The sequence below is a fragment of the Streptomyces sp. CB02009 genome, assembly GCF_001905825.1.
Lineage (GTDB): Bacteria > Actinomycetota > Actinomycetes > Streptomycetales > Streptomycetaceae > Streptomyces.
The window spans coordinates 118,651-133,726 of sequence record NZ_LIVV01000006.1; the positions used below are offsets into that span (position 1 = coordinate 118,651).

Here is a 15,076-nt window from a genome sequence, read left to right on the forward strand (position 1 = left end):
ATTCAGCTTGTATCACCCGATGGTGCGAATCCGCTCCACCCCGCCGTCACGGGCCGCCCCACTCGCTACCGTGACGGGGATGATGGGCGTGAAGGTCATTCCGCGCGCGGCCCGCGTGTACATCGGCTGCGTCCTGCTGGGCGCCGGGGCCTCCGCCCTGCCCGCCCTCCGCCCCGGCGCGGCCACCCCCTGGGCGACGGTCGCGCTCCTCGCCGCCCTGTACGCGCTCTGCGAACTGCCCGCCCGCTGCCGCCTCCTCGGCCGCGCGGTCGGCGGCTCCGTCCCCATGGGCACCGGCTCCTTCTTCCCCGTCCTCCTCGCCGCCGCCCTCCTCCTGCCGCCCGCCGCCGCCGCGCTCACCGCCCTCCCCGGCAGCCTCCTCGCCCGCGTCGACGAACCCCCGGCCGGGCCCCGCCGCGCCTGGCGGGCCGCCGCCACCGCCCTCGCCACCTGGGCCGCCGCCCAGACGGCCGCGGCCCTCAGCTGCGCCCGCGCCCTCGGACACGGCCACGACGCCCCCGACTTCCCGGACGCGCTGCTGCCGGCGGGCGCCGCGGCACTCGCCTTCTGCCTCGTCCTGACCGCCCTCGACGGCGGCATCCGGGCGACCGCCGACGGCATCCCCCCGCGCGCCGCCTGGCACGGCCTCCTCGGCCGGGCACTCGCCCCGCACGCCGTCCACGGCCTCGCCGGACTGATGATGGCCGTCCTCTGGCGCAGCGCCTACGGACCCGTCTCGGCCCTCTTCGTGCTCCTCCCGATGTACATCTCCTGCTGGGTCTTCGCCCAGTACCACCGCGAGCGCGCCGCCCACCAGGCCACCATCCGCGCCCTCGTCCAGGCCGTCGACATCAAGGACCGCTACACCCGCGGCCACAGCGAACGCGTCGGCCACGCCTCCGTCCTGATCGCCCGCGAGCTCGGCATGGCCGAGGAGCGGCTCGACGTCGTGCGGTTCGCCGGCATCCTCCACGACGTCGGCAAGCTGGGCGTGCCCACCCGGGTCCTCCGCAAGGACGGCCCCCTCACCCCCGAGGAGCGCCGGGTCATCGAACTCCACCCGGAGTACGGACACGAGATGGTCCGCGGCATCGGCTTCCTCGGCGAGGCGCGGGCCGCGATCCTCCACCACCACGAACGCATGGACGGCAGCGGCTACCCGTACGGGCTGCACGGCGACGAGATCCCCGAGTTCGCCCGGGTCGTGGCCGTCGCCGACGCCTTCGACGCCATGACCTCCACCCGCTCCTACAGCCGGGCCCGCCCGGTGCCGACCGCCGTCGCCGAACTGGAGCGCTGCGCCGGAAGCCAGTTCGACGCCCGGATGGTCGCCGCCCTCGTCCGCGCCCTCGACCGGCACGGCTGGCAGCCCGCCGTCACCGCCGACGAGACCGCACCGACGGCCCCGGCCGGCGGGAACGTGCCGCCCGCCCGCGACGCCGACGCCGCCCGGCGCCCCGGAGCACCCGGAGCACCCGAAGGACCCGGCGCACCCGGCACCAGGCCCAAGGAGCGCGCATGAGGCCCGGCGCCGCCACCGTCGGCGCCGTCCACGGGGCCGCGCTCCTGCTCGGCCTCGCCGGACTCGCCTCCACCCTCTGGTACGGCGTCGACGAACCCGGCAACGCCCTCGCCTTCGGCACCCTCATCGTCCTCGGCGAGCTCGCCCGCTGGGGCGCCGCACCCGGCACCGGCGCACCGCCCGCGCACGAAGCCCCGGGAGGAAGGGAGCCCGCGCCGCTCGCCGCCGCCGGAGCCCTCGCCTACGCCCTGCTCGGCGCGAGCGCCGGGACCGCCACCACCCACGGCGTCCTCCAGATCGTCGCCGTCGTCGTCGCCGCCGGCCTCGCCGGGATCGTCCCCCACATCGCCCGCGGCCACGGGCCGGGCCTCGACGACCTCGCCCGCCGCGTCCTCACCGTCGGCTTCGCCGCACTCTGCTTCCAGCCCCTCTACAACGCGGGAGCCGTCGTCGAGCACCTCGGCCAGGGCCCCGCGTACGCCCTCTTCCTCGTCCTGCTGCTCGTCCTGACCGCCCTCTGCGACGCGGTCCTCGCCGCCCTCGTGCTCCGCGCCCGCACAGGATTCCCGTACGGCCCCCTCCTCCGCGACGAACTGCGCTCCCTCCTCGGCATCGGCTCCGCCGTCGGCGCCACCGGCATCGTCATGGCACTCGGCGTGGCCGCCGCCGGGCTCTGGGCGCTGCCCGTGCTCGCCGTGCCGCTGCTGCTCACCCAGGTCTCCTTCCGGCGGTACGCCGCCGTGCGCACCGTCAACCGGCAGACCATCGCGTCCCTCGCCCGCGCCACCGAGATCGCCGGCTGCACCCCGCCCGGCCACACCCGCCGGGTCGCGGCCCTCAGCACCGCCGTCGGACGGGAGCTGGGCCTCTCCGGCGCCGAGCTGGCGGTCCTCGAGCACGCGGCGCTCATGCACGACATCGGCCAGCTCTCCCTCGTCGACCCCGTCGCCGGCGGCGCCACCGCCCTGCTGCCCGCCGAGGACCAGCGCCGGATCGCCCTCCTCGGCGGCGAGGTCGTCCGCATGACCGGTGTCCCCGAGGCCGTCGCCGTCGTCGTGGAGCACCAGGCGGACCCGTACCGCGAGCAGTCGCTGCCCGCCCGGATCGTGCGGACCGTGAACGCCTACGACGACCTCGCGGGCGGCGAACGCGCGGGCGCCGCCCTCGACGCCCTGGAACGGCTCAGACTCGGCACCGCCCGCGACCATCACCCGGATGTCGTCGAATGCCTGGCCAGGGTCCTGGCGCGAGGCGGAGCGGCTGGGGTGACCTCCGTCGCGACTGGGTAACCCATGGGTAATGAGCGCGCGTCCGACCGGGCATGGTTGGATGCGAACAAGAGGGTGAAGCGACCGGCAGGCGGGAATCGTGAAGATCTTCGGGAAGGTACGGCATCGGCCCTCCGCCTCATGGCGGCAGGCCACCGACCGCGCGTTCACGCTGATCGGCGACGGCCGGTACGAGGACGCGGGGGCACTCCTGACGCGTGCGGCGGACCTGGAGCCCTGGCTCTCGGAGTCCTGGTTCAACCTGGCGCTGCTGCACAAGTTCCGGCACGACTGGGAGCAGGCGCGTGCCGCCGGGCTCCGCGCCGTCGCGCTGCTCGACAAGGAGAGCGGAGCCCCCGACTGGTGGAACGTGGGCATCGCGGCCACCGCGCTCCAGGACTGGCCGCTGGCCCGCCGCGCCTGGCAGGCCTACGGACTGAAGGTCCCCGGCGCCGCCGCCGGCACCGGTGAGCCCGCCGGGATGGAGCTGGGCAGCGCCGCCGTCCGGCTGTCGCCCGAGGGCGAGGCCGAGGTCGTGTGGGGCCGCCGGCTCGACCCGGCCCGCATCGAGGTCCTCTCCATCCCGCTGCCGTCCTCCGGGCGCCGCTGGGGCGAGGTCGTCCTCCACGACGGCGTGCCGAACGGCGAGCGCACCACCACCGCCGGCCCCTCCTACCCGGTCTTCGACGAGATCGAGCTGTGGGCCCCCTCACCCGTCCCCACCTGGGTGGTCCTCCTGGAGGCCGCCACCGAGGCCGACCGGGACGCCCTGGAGCAGCTCGCCGCGGAAGCGGGATTCGCCGCCGAGGACTGGTCGTCCTCCGTGCGGCTGCTCTGCCGCGCCTGCTCCGAGTCGACCATGCCGAGCGCCGAGGGCGAGGGCGAGCACTCCGACCCGCACGACCACAGCGAACCGGGCCACCCCGGGCCGCTCGGGCACCGCTCGCCGGGCGAGCTGTGGGTCCCCGAGCGCGAGTGCGGCATAGCGGCCCCGGCGGGCCTGGTGCGCGGGCTCCTCGACGGCTGGGTGGCGGACAGCCCCGACAGCCGTGAGTGGCGGGATCTCGAAGAGGTCTGCTGAGCGTTCCCTGCCGGGCCCGTAGGCTGTCTCTCGACGGAATCGGGTTTTCAGGAAGGCGCGGCCGGACATGGCGCAGCAGGAGACGGACGAGCAGACGATCAACGACGGGTTCGTCGTGGACACGGAGGACTGCGAGGCACGCGAGCTCGCCCACCGTGAGCGCGGCACGGCCCGCCCGATCACGGTGGTCGGCAACCCGGTGCTCCACAAGGAGTGCAAGGACGTCACCGAGTTCGACGACTCGCTCGCGGCGCTCATCGACGACATGTTCGCGAGCCAGAAGGCCGCCGAGGGCGTCGGCCTCGCCGCGAACCAGATCGGTGTGGACCTCAAGGTCTTCGTCTACGACTGCCCCGACGACGACGGCGTCCGGCACACCGGCGTCGTGATCAACCCGGTCCTCCAGGAGCTCCCGGCCGAGGCGCGCGTCCTCGACGAGTCCAACGAGGGCTGCCTCTCCGTGCCGACCGCCTACGCCGAGCTGGCCCGCCCCGACTACGCGGAGGTCCACGGCCAGGACGCCCAGGGCAACCCGATCAAGGTGCGCGGCACCGGCTACTTCGCCCGCTGCCTCCAGCACGAGACGGACCACCTGTACGGCTACCTGTACATCGACCGCCTCTCCAAGCGCGACCGCAAGGACGCCCTCCGCCAGATGGAAGAGGGCACCCCGCGCTACGAGACGGTACCGAACGCCTGACCGCCGGTACGCGTACGAGAGGGGCCCCGCACTCGACCGAGTGCGGGGCCCCTCTCGTACGGCGGGGTCCTAGAAGTCCTCGTCCAGGTCCACCGAGCCCTCGACCGCCACCTGGTAGGCGGACGGACGGCGCTCGAAGAAGTTGGTGAGCTCCTGCACGCCCTGGAGCTCCATGAAGGAGAACGGGTTCTCGGAGCCGTACACCGGGGCGAAGCCGAGGCGCTGGAGGCGCTGGTCGGCGACGCACTGGAGGTACTCGCGCATCGACTCGGTGTTCATGCCCGGCAGGCCGTCGCCGCACAGGTCGCGGCCGAACTGCAGCTCCGCCTCGACGGCCTCCTTCAGCATGTCCGTGACCTGCTGCTGGAGGGCGTCGTCGAAGAGCTCCGGCTCCTCCTTGCGGACGGTGTCCACGACCTCGAAGGCGAAGTTCATGTGCATCGTCTCGTCACGGAAGACCCAGTTGGTGCCCGTCGCGAGGCCGTGGAGCAGGCCGCGGGAGCGGAACCAGTACACGTACGCGAAGGCGCCGTAGAAGAACAGGCCCTCGATGCACGCGGCGAAGCAGATCAGGTTCAGCAGGAAGCGGCGGCGGTCGGCGGCCGTCTCCAGGCGGTCGATCTTCTCGACCGAGTCCATCCACTTGAAGCAGAACTGGGCCTTCTCGCGGATGGAGGGGATCTCCTCGACCGCGTCGAACGCGGCGGCGCGGTCGTCCGGGTCGGGCAGGTAGGTGTCGAGCAGCGTCAGATAGAACTGGACGTGCACGGCCTCCTCGAACAGCTGGCGCGACAGGTACAGGCGCGCCTCCGGGGAGTTGATGTGCTTGTAGAGCGTCAGCACCAGGTTGTTCGAGACGATCGAGTCGCCCGTCGCGAAGAACGCGACCAGGCGGCCGATCATGTGCTGCTCGGCCGGCGTCAGCTTGGCGAGGTCGGCGACGTCCGAGTGGAGGTCGACCTCCTCGACGGTCCAGGTGTTCTTGATCGCGTCCCGGTAGCGCTCGTAGAAGTCCGGGTAGCGCATCGGACGGAGGGTCAGCTCGAAGCCCGGGTCGAGGAGGTTCTTCTTCTCGTTGGTGCTCATTACTGGCAGGCCTCGCAGGACTCGGGGTTCTCAAGGGAGCAGGCGAGGGCGTCCGCGTCGGAGGTCGCCTGCTGGACGGGGATGGTGGCGGCGGCGGGCGTCGCGGCCTGGGCGGCGCGCGCGATCCGGGTCGCCGGACGGGAGCGCAGGTAGTACGTCGTCTTCAGACCCTGCTTCCAGGCGTACGCGTACATCGACGACAGCTTGCCGATGGTCGGCGTCTCCAGGAACAGGTTCAGCGACTGCGACTGGTCCAGGAACGGCGTCCGGGCGGCGGCCATGTCGATCAGACCGCGCTGCGGGATCTCCCACGCCGTGCGGTACAGCTCGCGCACCTCGGCCGGGACCCAGGTGAAGCCGGCCACCGAGCCGTTGGACTCGCGCAGCGCCTCACGGGTCTGCGCGTCCCACACGCCGAGCTTCTTCAGCTCGTCGACCAGGTACGAGTTGACCTGGAGGAACTCGCCCGAGAGCGTCTCGCGCTTGAACAGGTTGGAGACCTGCGGCTCGATGCACTCGTACACACCGGCGATCGAGGCGATCGTCGCGGTCGGCGCGATGGCGAGGAGGAGGCTGTTGCGCATGCCGGTGACGGCGATCCGCTCGCGCAGCGCGGCCCAGCGCTCCGGCCAGTTGAGCTCCACGTCGTAGTGGTCGGGGTGCAGCACGCCGCGGGCGGTGCGGGTCTGCTCCCAGGCGGGGACGGGGCCGTTGCGCTCGGCGAGGTCGGCGGAGGCCTCGTAGGCGGCGAGCATGATGCGCTCGGCGATACGGGTGGACAGCGCGCGCGCCTCGGCGGAGTCGAACGGCAGCTTCAGCTGGAAGAAGACGTCCTGGAGGCCCATGGCGCCCAGGCCGACCGGACGCCAGCGGGCGTTGGAGCGGCCCGCCTGCTCGGTCGGGTAGAAGTTGATGTCGACGACCCGGTCGAGGAAGGTGACGGCCGTGCGGACGGTGGCGTCGAGGCGCTCCCAGTCGATGTCCCCGCCGGTCACGAAGGACCCCAGGTTGACCGAGCCGAGGTTGCAGACGGCCGTCTCGCCGTCGTTCGTGACCTCGATGATCTCGGTGCAGAGGTTCGAGGAGTGGACGACGGTGCCCGGCTCGGCGGTCTGGTTGGCGGTCCGGTTCGAAGCGTCCTTGAAGGTCATCCAGCCGTTGCCGGTCTGGGCCAGGGTCCGCATCATCCGGCCGTACAGGTCGCGGGCCGGCATCGTCTTGCGGGCCAGGCCCGCCGCCTCGGCCTTGCGGTAGGCGGCGTCGAACTCCTCGCCCCACAGGTCGACCAGCTCGGGCACGTCCGCCGGGGAGAACAGCGACCAGTCGGCGTCGGCGTTGACCCGGCGCATGAACTCGTCCGGGATCCAGTGCGCCAGGTTCAGGTTGTGCGTACGGCGCTGGTCCTCGCCCGTGTTGTCGCGGAGCTCCAGGAACTCCTCGATGTCCGCGTGCCAGGTCTCCAGGTAGACGGCGGCGGCACCCTTGCGGCGGCCGCCCTGGTTCACCGCGGCGACGGAGGCGTCGAGGGTCTTCAGGAACGGCACGATGCCGTTGGAGTGCCCGTTGGTGCCGCGGATCAGCGAACCGCGGGCGCGGATGCGGGAGTAGGAGAGGCCGATGCCGCCCGCGTGCTTCGAGAGGCGCGCGACCTGGTGGTAGCGGTCGTAGATGGAGTCGAGCTCGTCCTGCGGGGAGTCCAGGAGGTAGCAGGAGGACATCTGCGGGTGGCGGGTGCCGGAGTTGAAGAGCGTGGGGGAGGACGGCAGGTAGTCGAGCCGGCTCATCAGGCGGTAGAGGGCGGCGACCTCGTCGAGCGCGCGGACGCTGTCGTCCTCGGCGAGGCCGCAGGCCACGCGGAGCATGAAGTGCTGCGGGGTCTCGATCACCTTGCGGGTGATCGGGTGGCGCAGCAGGTAGCGCGAGTAGAGGGTGCGCAGGCCGAAGTAGCCGAAGCGGTCGTCCCCGGCCGCGTCGATCGTCGCGTCGAGCCGGTCCGCGTGCTGCGCCACGAACTCCGCGGTGCGGTCGGCGATCAGGCCCTCGCGGTGGCCGACGGCGACGGAGGCCGAGAAGGAGTACGAGCCCTGGCCGGCGGCCTCGTCGGCGATCGTGATCGTCAGGAGCCGGGCGGCGAGCCGGGAGTACGCCGGGTCCTCGGCGATCAGGCCGGCGGCCGACTCGGTGGCCAGCTCGCGCAGTTCCGCGTCGTCCGCGGCGGCGCTGCGGCCGCGGAGGGCGGCGGCGGCGACCTTGCCGGGGTCGGTGTCGGGGAGATCGGCGGTGAGGTCGGTCAGGGTCCGCAGCAGCACGGTCCCGGGGCCGTCGCTCTCGACCGCGGAAGCCTCGGCGGAAGCCGGATCGGCGGGCGCGATGGTCACGTGGGGGCTCTCCCTCGCTCGGCTCGGGGCCGCGGGCGGGGGAGGAGGGCACACGAAGGTCCGGACGCCGGACGCGCTGTGTCCACCGGCCCACTCCGCGAGGCCCGGAAGTCATCGGCACCCGGAACGGATGGACCGGGTGCGCTGGCGGCAGGTCCTCGGACTCACCTCGTCCGAACACGTCGTATCCGTACGAAGCACACCGTTGCGGGACAGTTCCGGATTCGCGCCGGATTCCCCTGCGTCGACAGCGAGCACGAGCATACATGTGGGGGGCTCCGCTTGCGGAACCCCCCACATGTTGTGTCGCGCGGTGGAGTCAGAACTCCAGGGCGTAGGTGCGCAGAGAGTGATCGGGGATCGGCTCCCAGTCCCGGTCCGGGGTGCGGAGGAAGCCCAGACGCTCGTAGATCCGGTGTGCGGAGACCATCGTGGCGTCCGTGGAGAGCACGATGCGGCGGCAGCCGGGGAGGGCCCGCGCGCGCTCGATGCAGGCCCGTACGAGGGCCTCTCCGACGCCCCGGCCGCGAGCCTCCCGGGCGACCACGAGCATCCGGAACTCGGCCTCGCCCTCGATCGCGATGTCCGCCCAGGGAGTGGAGCCGGTGGCGAAGGTCACCCCGCCGAGCAGCAGTCCGTCGGCGTCCTCGGCGACGAGGACCTCGCTCTCGCGCGCCCGCCGGGCGGTGTCCCGGAGCACGTGCAGATACGAGTCCTCCGCCCCGTACTTCAGCAGTCCGTCGTTCAGATAGGTCCCCGCGGTGAGTTCACCGAGCGCCTCGTGGTCCTCGGGCCGTACCGCCCTGATCGTGAAGTCCATGAGGGCAGTGTGCCTCCGGCGGGCCGTCCGGCGTCAGGGCGGTCCACGGGACGGGCCGCCCCGCCTCCGGGGAGGCGGGGCGGCCCGCATGTGCCGCGACGGCCGGGGTCCGGCCGGGTGGTCAGTGGGTCTCGGCGCCCAGCTTCGGGAGCTTCGTGTCGACCCCGCGGTCGCCGGCGTCCGCCGTGTAGTCCTCGGGGGAGGTCGCGTCGACGCCCTCGGGGGCCTTGACGGCCTTGAGGACGAAGGTCAGGACGACCGTGACGAGGACGTTGAGGAGGAAGGCGGTGAGGCCGATGTAGCCGATCTCGCCGATGCCGGGGATCTCGGCGGAGGAGCCGCCGAAGTGCTTCTGGGTCGGGCTGGCCACCCCGTACGCGGCGACCGTGCCGTAGACCATGCCGACGGCCCAGCCGGCGAGCAGCGCCCAGCGGTGGAACCAGCGGGTGAAGAGGCCGCCGACGAGGGCCGGGAAGGTCTGCAGGATCCAGATGCCGCCGAGCAGCTGGAAGTTGATCGCGACCGTCTTGTCCATGGTGAGGACGAAGGCGAGCGCGCCGACCTTCACGAGCAGCGAGACCAGCTTGGAGACCTTGGTCTCCTGGGCCGGGGTGGCGTCCGGTTTGATGAAGTCCTTGTAGATGTTGCGGGTGAAGAGGTTGGCCGCGGCGATCGACATGATCGCGGCGGGCACCAGCGCGCCGATGCCGATGGCGGCGAACGCGACGCCCGCGAACCAGTCGGGGAACATCGTCTCGAACAGCTGCGGGATGGCGAGCTGGCCGTTCTTCACCTGGATGCCGGCGGCGATCGCCATGAAGCCGAGCAGCGCGAGCAGGCCCAGCATCAGCGAGTACAGCGGCAGGATCGTGGTGTTGCGGCGGATGACCTCGCGGCTCCGGGACGACAGCGTCGCCGTGATGGAGTGCGGGTACATGAAGAGCGCGAGGGCCGAGCCGAGCGCCAGCGTCGCATACGTCCACTGGCCCGCGTCGCCGGGGACGAGCGAGCCGCGCGGCTTGCCGGTCGCCGGGTTGGTCTGCGCGTACGCCTCGCCCGCCTTGGCGAAGATCTCGTCGAAGCCGCCCAGCTTGATCGGGATGTAGATGATCGCCACCGCGATGACGATGTAGATCAGGGTGTCCTTGACGAAGGCGATGAGCGCGGGGGCGCGCAGGCCCGAGGAGTACGTGTACGCCGCGAGGACGCCGAAGGCGATGAGCAGCGGCAGGTCCTTGATGAACCAGTGGGTGGTCTCGCCGCCGCCGACGCCCATCACGTCCAGGACGGCCTGGATGCCGACGAGCTGGAGCGCGATGTACGGCATGGTGGCGAGGATGCCGGTGACCGCCACCGCGAGGGAGAGGCCCTTGGAGTCCCAGCGGCCGCGCACGAAGTCCGAGGTGGTGACGTATCCGTGCTTGTGCGAGACCGACCAGAGGCGCGGCAGGAAGGTGAAGATCAGCGGGTAGACCAGGATCGTGTACGGCACGGCGAAGAAGCCGGCCGCGCCGGCCGCGTAGATGGCCGCCGGGACGGCGACGAAGGTGTACGCGGTGTAGAGGTCGCCGCCGAGCAGGAACCAGGTCACCCAGGTGCCGAACGAGCGGCCGCCCAGGCCCCATTCGTCGAGGCTGTTCTCGTTCTCCGCCTTGCGCCAGCGCGAGGCGAGGAAGCCCATGACCGTGACGGCCAGGAAGAAGAAGATGAAGACGGCGAGTGCGACGCCGTTCACGCCGTCCTTCATCGCTCGTCACCCCCCTTGCGGGCGCGCTGGTCCAGCTGCCACAGCTTGTACGCGACCATGGTGAGCGCGGTGGAGATCAGCACCCAGAGCATCTGGTACCAGTAGAAGAACGGGATGCCCGCGAGGAGCGGTTCGACCTTCGCGTACGAGCTCACCCAGAGCATCGCCACGAACGGCGCGAACAGACAGAGCGCGATCACCACTCTCAGCGGCGTGATGGTGGGTTGTTTCCCTTGTGTCGCTTCTGGCATGGCGATTCCGGTCCCCTCACTGATCACCTCGGTAATGGTGGGGAAATCTAGGGGACTGTTCTGCTCCATGGAACCCCTGTCCGCATAACGGATGGGACTACGTCAGCTGCGGTCGTGGGAGCGGTCCCCCGGCGCGGCGCTCAGAGCCAGCCCTCCTTCGCGGCCCGCACTCCCGCCTCGAACCGGCTGCGCGCGCCGAGCCGGTTCATCAGCTCCGAACTCATCCGGCGTACGGTCCGCAGCGAGATCCCGAGCCGTCGGGCGGCGATGTCGTCCGTGCAGCCGATGCCGAGCAGCATGAGCAACTCCCGTTCCTGCGGGGAGAGGTCGTGCTCGTCGCGGCGGGGGCTCTCGCCGAACGGGGTGCCCGCGTCCCACAGCCGGTCGAAGAGCACCACGAGCGCGTGGACCAGGCCGGGGCTGCGGACCTCCAGGGCGCCCGCGCGGCCGTCCTCCGGGTCGACGGGGACGAGCGCGGCCTCCCGGTCGACGACGACCATGAGCATCGGCACCACGGGCACGGTCCGCGCCTCGCCGCCGAGATCGCAGTACCAGCGCACGTATTCGACGGTCGGCGGGTCGTTGCGGAAGCTCTCCTGGTAGATCGAGCGGATCTTCACGCCGCGTTCCAGGGCGAGTTGGTCGAGCGGCTGGCTGGCGTCCATGGTGTCGGGGAGCTGCGCGCCGCCCGGGAGCAGCGAGAGGCACTCGGTGCGGGCGTTCGCGGCGAGGTCCTCCAGGCGCTCCCGGACGTTGTCGAGGCCGGTGATGCGGTCCACCAGGTCGTGCCGGACGCCCGGTTCGGTGTGGTCCGCGTACGAGGCGAGGATGCCGGCCACGGCCCGTCCCGCCCGCTCGACCTGGCGTTTCCGCTTGCTCAGCTCGGCCTCGGCGCGGGAGAGCAGGAAGGAGAAGCCGACGTCCGGGTGGAAGGGTTCGACCTCGCCCGAGGAGTCGTCCATCAGCACGAGCTTGAGGTCCGCGAGGCAGGCGAGCGCCTCGCGGACCTCGGACTCGGGGCGGCCCAGATGGGCCGCCATCTCCGTCACGTCGAACTCGGGCCGCTCCAGGAGCAATCGGTAGACGGCCTCCGTCGACTCTTTTATGCCGAGCGCCTCCAGCATCCCCTGTCTCCCCCTCGTCACGTTCCGTACCGCGACCGCCCCGCAATCGTGATCGCGGTCGTCGATGCTAAGTGGGAGGAGCCCTCTAGGTCTAGACCAATTGGAGTGAACTCCGGTATGTGGGACGGGCGGGTGACCCGGGCGGGGTGCGGTGCCCGCCGGCCAGTGCGTCGAACAGCGCCGCCATCGCGAACCCCGACACGAGCAGGGCCAGTTCGACCTGCGGTCCGATCCCGACCGCGAGCACCGCGAGCGCGCCCGCCCCGGCCGCCACGGGCCCCGCCCACCAGGGGCCGCCCGCCGCCGACGCGACCGAGCGGTCGAGGGACACGCAGAAGGCGAAGGCGCCGACGACCAGCGGGACCCAGCCGGTGACCGCCCCGGTGTCGGGCGGGCCCCACTGCCAGAGCACGGTGAGCGCACCCGCCGAGGCGACGGCGGTGAGGAGCGCGCCGGACACGGCGCGGACCGCGGCGCCCGCCGTGGTGAGGGCGGCGAGAGCGAGGAAGGCGGCGAGGGCGGCCGCCGGGACCGCGAAGGGGAGCAGCCGGTAGACGCCGTCGACGAGATCGCGGTCGACCACGCCCGAGCCGCCCACCGGGAGGGCGGCCGCCCCGCCCGACAGCGCCGACCGCAGCGCCGTCACCGTCGCCGCGCCCGCCGCCGTCATCGGCTCCTCCTCCGGTACGACCACGACCACCGCCGAACCGTCGCGGCGCCACTCGGCCGCCGTCGGCGCCGCCGCGAGCAGCACCCCCGGGACGCGGGCCGCCCGCGCGGCCACGGCCGCCGCGTCCGTGCCCGCGGGGACCAGGACCTCCAGCGGGTTCAGGACGCCCGACGGCACCCCGGCCGCCGTGAGCCGGTCGAGGCCGTCGCGGGCCGGGCCGCCCGCCACCAGGGCGTGCGCCTCCGGGTTGCCCACCCGGAGCTGCGTGGCCGCGCCGGCGAGCAGCACGAGGAGGGCGAGGCCGATCGCCGCCGGGAGCGCGCGGGGGCGCCGTCCGCCGCGCCCGTGTGCCGCACTCGCTGTACTCGCCGTCCGTGCCGCACTCGCTGTACTCGCCGTCCGTGCCGCACCCGCTGTACTCGCCGTCCGTGCCGTAACCGCGGTCGGTGCGGTCGGCGAAGGCCGTGATGGCCGCGTCGTCTGTGGCGTCCGTGTCGTCCGTGTCGCCAGCGAGCCGAGCACCGGCGCCAGGGTGAGGCTCGCCGCCGTGCCCACGACCCACACCGCGAGACCCGCGACCCCGACCGAGCGGAGGAACGCCGCCGGGAAGACCGCGAGGACCGCGCAGGCCGCCGCCCCCGCCGCACCGGCCGCCACCGCGGACCGCCCGGCGGTCCCCGGCGGCTGCGCCCAGCGGTGCACCGCGAGCACCAGGGCCGTGACCGGCACCAGGTAGACCACGATGAAGCTGATCTCGGTGAACCGGGCCACCGCCTCCACCAGGACCAGCGCCCCCACCGAGGTCACCCCGGCGAGCAGCAGCGGTGCCGACGCCCCGAGCGGCGAGCGGAACGCCAGGACCAGCAGCACGAGCAGCCCGAGCGCGCACCCCGCCTTCACGGCGAGGACCGCCGGGCCCGGCCCCGCCACCGCACTGTCGTGCTGGAGCGGGAGCACGCCCGTCACCTCGACCCGGACCGCCGGCAGCGCCGACCGCAGCCCCGCGCGCAGGGTGCCCGCCGCGGCCTCGACGGCCGCGAGCCCCGCGAGGTCCGGCTTCCCCGCCCCCGGGTAGACCAGCGCGTACACCGTGCGGCCGTCCGCGCCGAGGAACCCCTCGTCGCCCGTGCCCGCGAACGAGACCGTCCGCGCGCCGGGGCCCGCCGCCCGCCGGACGGCGTCCGCGAAACGCCCGGCCGTCTCCGCGGTCCGTACGTCCGTGGCCGCCGGCCAGCTCGCGACGGCGACCAGCGGGGCGACGGCCGCCCCGTTTCCGTACCGCTCCTGGATCGCCTGGTTCGCGCGGTGCCCCGGCCCGCCGGAGGCGGTGAACGACTGGTCCAGGCGGCCCAGGCCGGCCACCGCCGCCGCGCCGCCGAGCAGCAGTACGAGCAGCCACACCACGCCGACGGTCACCCGGTGGCGGAGCGCGAAGTCCCGTATGCGCAGGCTCGGTTCAGTCGACATCGTCGAGCCGCTTCCTCAGCTCGTCGTCCAGGCGCAGCCCCAGCGCGCCCAGCGTCTCGTCGAGCTGCGCCGTCGAACTCGCCCCGATCACCGGGAGTACGGGCAGCTCACCGCCCAACGCCCAGGCGAGGACGACCTGGTTGGCGGTCACGCCCAGCTCCGCGGCGACCTCCGCGAGCACCTTGAGGCGCCGCTCCGAACCCTCGTGCCGGTACTGCTCCGGCACCTCCTTGCCCGCGTCGGTGTACGCCCCCGTCAGCTGGGTCGTGTACGCCGTGAACGTCAGCTCCGGACGGGTCCCCAGATAGTCGAGCAGCTCCTCCGACGCGTGCGGGTTCACCCCGAACTCCGCACCGGGGCGCGGCCGCAGATAGGTGTACCGCTGCTGCACGGCCGCGTAGTCCGGCACCCCGGCGGCGACCGCCGCGGCCCGCGACTCCTCGATCCGCCAGGCCGCGAAGTTGGAGCAGCCGGCCCGGCCGATCTTCCCGGTGTCCTCCAGCTCGCCGAAGGCGCCCATGGTCTCGGCGACCGGCGTCCGCCGGTCGTCGATGTGCGCGTAGTAGAGATCGATCCGGTCCGTGCCCAGGTTCCGCAGGCTCTCCTCCACCTGCCGGCGCAGCACCGGGGCCGAGAGCCCCTCCGCGCACTCGGGCCAGGCCGAACCGGGCGGGTCGGGCAGCGCGCCGACCTTGGTGGCGAGCACCATCTCGTCCCGGACGCCCCGGCTGCGCAGCCAGCGGCCGATCAGCAGCTCGCTCTCGGCGCCGGTCGCGCCCGGCTCCCAGAAGGCGTAGGTGTTGGCGGTGTCGATGAAGGTGCCGCCGGCCTCGTGGAAGCGGTCGAGGACGGCGAAGGCGGCGGCCTCGTCGATCCGGGTGCCGAACGGCAGGGTGCCCAGGCACAGGGTGCTCACACGGGGGCCCTCAGGGCCGCCCAGGTGGGTGTACTCCATCGGTTCT

12 protein-coding genes and 1 riboswitch are annotated in these 15,076 nt (G+C 72.8%); of the genes, 4 read left to right on the forward strand and 8 right to left on the reverse strand.

The genetic code is table 11. The annotated features are described in order from the left end of the window. Window positions 1-79 precede the first annotated feature (79 nt). From AMK27_RS24365 to def, 4 genes are all read left to right on the forward strand, one after another. Window positions 80-1,522: an HD-GYP domain-containing protein gene (locus AMK27_RS24365; RefSeq protein ID WP_445194870.1), complete on the forward strand. Its 1,443-nt coding sequence runs from the start codon at window positions 80-82 to the stop codon at window positions 1,520-1,522. Then, complete coding sequence (locus AMK27_RS24370; protein ID WP_073912190.1) at window positions 1,519-2,811, forward strand: HD-GYP domain-containing protein; 1,293 nt, start codon at window positions 1,519-1,521, stop codon at window positions 2,809-2,811. The genes AMK27_RS24365 and AMK27_RS24370 overlap by 4 nt, the downstream gene beginning before the upstream one ends. A gap of 79 nt (window positions 2,812-2,890) precedes the next feature. Then, entirely contained in the window at window positions 2,891-3,871 is a 981-nt protein-coding gene (locus AMK27_RS24375) for a tetratricopeptide repeat protein (protein ID WP_055600922.1), read from the forward strand. Between the two features lie 67 nt (window positions 3,872-3,938). Then, window positions 3,939-4,571 (forward strand): peptide deformylase, encoded by a 633-nt coding sequence (def, locus tag AMK27_RS24380; RefSeq protein ID WP_073912193.1) that lies wholly within the window; start codon window positions 3,939-3,941, stop codon window positions 4,569-4,571. A 69-nt stretch (window positions 4,572-4,640) separates the two neighbouring features. Here def and AMK27_RS24385 read toward each other — a convergent pair whose 3' ends face one another. From AMK27_RS24385 to AMK27_RS24420, 8 genes are all read right to left on the reverse strand, one after another. Further along, window positions 4,641-5,657 (reverse strand): ribonucleotide-diphosphate reductase subunit beta, encoded by a 1,017-nt coding sequence (locus AMK27_RS24385; protein ID WP_073912196.1) that lies wholly within the window; start codon window positions 5,655-5,657, stop codon window positions 4,641-4,643. Continuing rightward, complete coding sequence (locus AMK27_RS24390; RefSeq protein ID WP_073912199.1) at window positions 5,657-8,035, reverse strand: ribonucleoside-diphosphate reductase subunit alpha; 2,379 nt, start codon at window positions 8,033-8,035, stop codon at window positions 5,657-5,659. The genes AMK27_RS24385 and AMK27_RS24390 overlap by 1 nt, the downstream gene beginning before the upstream one ends. Window positions 8,036-8,167: 132 nt before the next feature. Further along, window positions 8,168-8,309, reverse strand: a riboswitch (cobalamin riboswitch). Between the two features lie 45 nt (window positions 8,310-8,354). Further along, window positions 8,355-8,855, reverse strand: a complete 501-nt coding sequence (locus AMK27_RS24395) for a GNAT family N-acetyltransferase (RefSeq protein ID WP_073912202.1) — start codon at window positions 8,853-8,855, stop codon at window positions 8,355-8,357. Window positions 8,856-8,976: 121 nt separating this feature from the next. Continuing rightward, window positions 8,977-10,602 (reverse strand): monocarboxylate uptake permease MctP, encoded by a 1,626-nt coding sequence (gene mctP / locus AMK27_RS24400; protein ID WP_073912205.1) that lies wholly within the window; start codon window positions 10,600-10,602, stop codon window positions 8,977-8,979. Beyond that, window positions 10,599-10,853, reverse strand: a complete 255-nt coding sequence (locus AMK27_RS24405) for a DUF3311 domain-containing protein (RefSeq protein WP_107425671.1) — start codon at window positions 10,851-10,853, stop codon at window positions 10,599-10,601. The genes mctP and AMK27_RS24405 overlap by 4 nt, the downstream gene beginning before the upstream one ends. A gap of 140 nt (window positions 10,854-10,993) precedes the next feature. Further along, window positions 10,994-11,977, reverse strand: a complete 984-nt coding sequence (locus AMK27_RS24410; RefSeq protein ID WP_073912208.1) for a helix-turn-helix transcriptional regulator — start codon at window positions 11,975-11,977, stop codon at window positions 10,994-10,996. 91 nt (window positions 11,978-12,068) lie between these two features. Then, window positions 12,069-14,114 (reverse strand): MMPL family transporter, encoded by a 2,046-nt coding sequence (locus AMK27_RS24415; protein ID WP_073912211.1) that lies wholly within the window; start codon window positions 14,112-14,114, stop codon window positions 12,069-12,071. After that, complete coding sequence (locus AMK27_RS24420) at window positions 14,104-15,069, reverse strand: aldo/keto reductase (protein ID WP_073912213.1); 966 nt, start codon at window positions 15,067-15,069, stop codon at window positions 14,104-14,106. Before AMK27_RS24420 ends, AMK27_RS24415 begins: the two co-directional genes overlap by 11 nt. Between the last annotated feature and the right edge of the window lie 7 nt (window positions 15,070-15,076).

Coding starts and splice junctions, on each gene's coding strand:
- AMK27_RS24365 (WP_445194870.1), top strand. CDS start 80: ATGATGGGCGTGAAGGTCATTCCGCGCGCGGCCCGCGTGTACATCGGC.
- AMK27_RS24405 (WP_107425671.1), bottom strand. CDS start 10,853: ATGCCAGAAGCGACACAAGGGAAACAACCCACCATCACGCCGCTGAGA.
- AMK27_RS24420 (WP_073912213.1), bottom strand. CDS start 15,069: ATGGAGTACACCCACCTGGGCGGCCCTGAGGGCCCCCGTGTGAGCACC.
- def (WP_073912193.1), top strand. CDS start 3,939: ATGGCGCAGCAGGAGACGGACGAGCAGACGATCAACGACGGGTTCGTC.
- AMK27_RS24385 (WP_073912196.1), bottom strand. CDS start 5,657: ATGAGCACCAACGAGAAGAAGAACCTCCTCGACCCGGGCTTCGAGCTG.
- AMK27_RS24410 (WP_073912208.1), bottom strand. CDS start 11,977: ATGCTGGAGGCGCTCGGCATAAAAGAGTCGACGGAGGCCGTCTACCGA.
- mctP (WP_073912205.1), bottom strand. CDS start 10,602: ATGAAGGACGGCGTGAACGGCGTCGCACTCGCCGTCTTCATCTTCTTC.
- AMK27_RS24370 (WP_073912190.1), top strand. CDS start 1,519: ATGAGGCCCGGCGCCGCCACCGTCGGCGCCGTCCACGGGGCCGCGCTC.
- AMK27_RS24415 (WP_073912211.1), bottom strand. CDS start 14,114: ATGTCGACTGAACCGAGCCTGCGCATACGGGACTTCGCGCTCCGCCAC.
- AMK27_RS24395 (WP_073912202.1), bottom strand. CDS start 8,855: ATGGACTTCACGATCAGGGCGGTACGGCCCGAGGACCACGAGGCGCTC.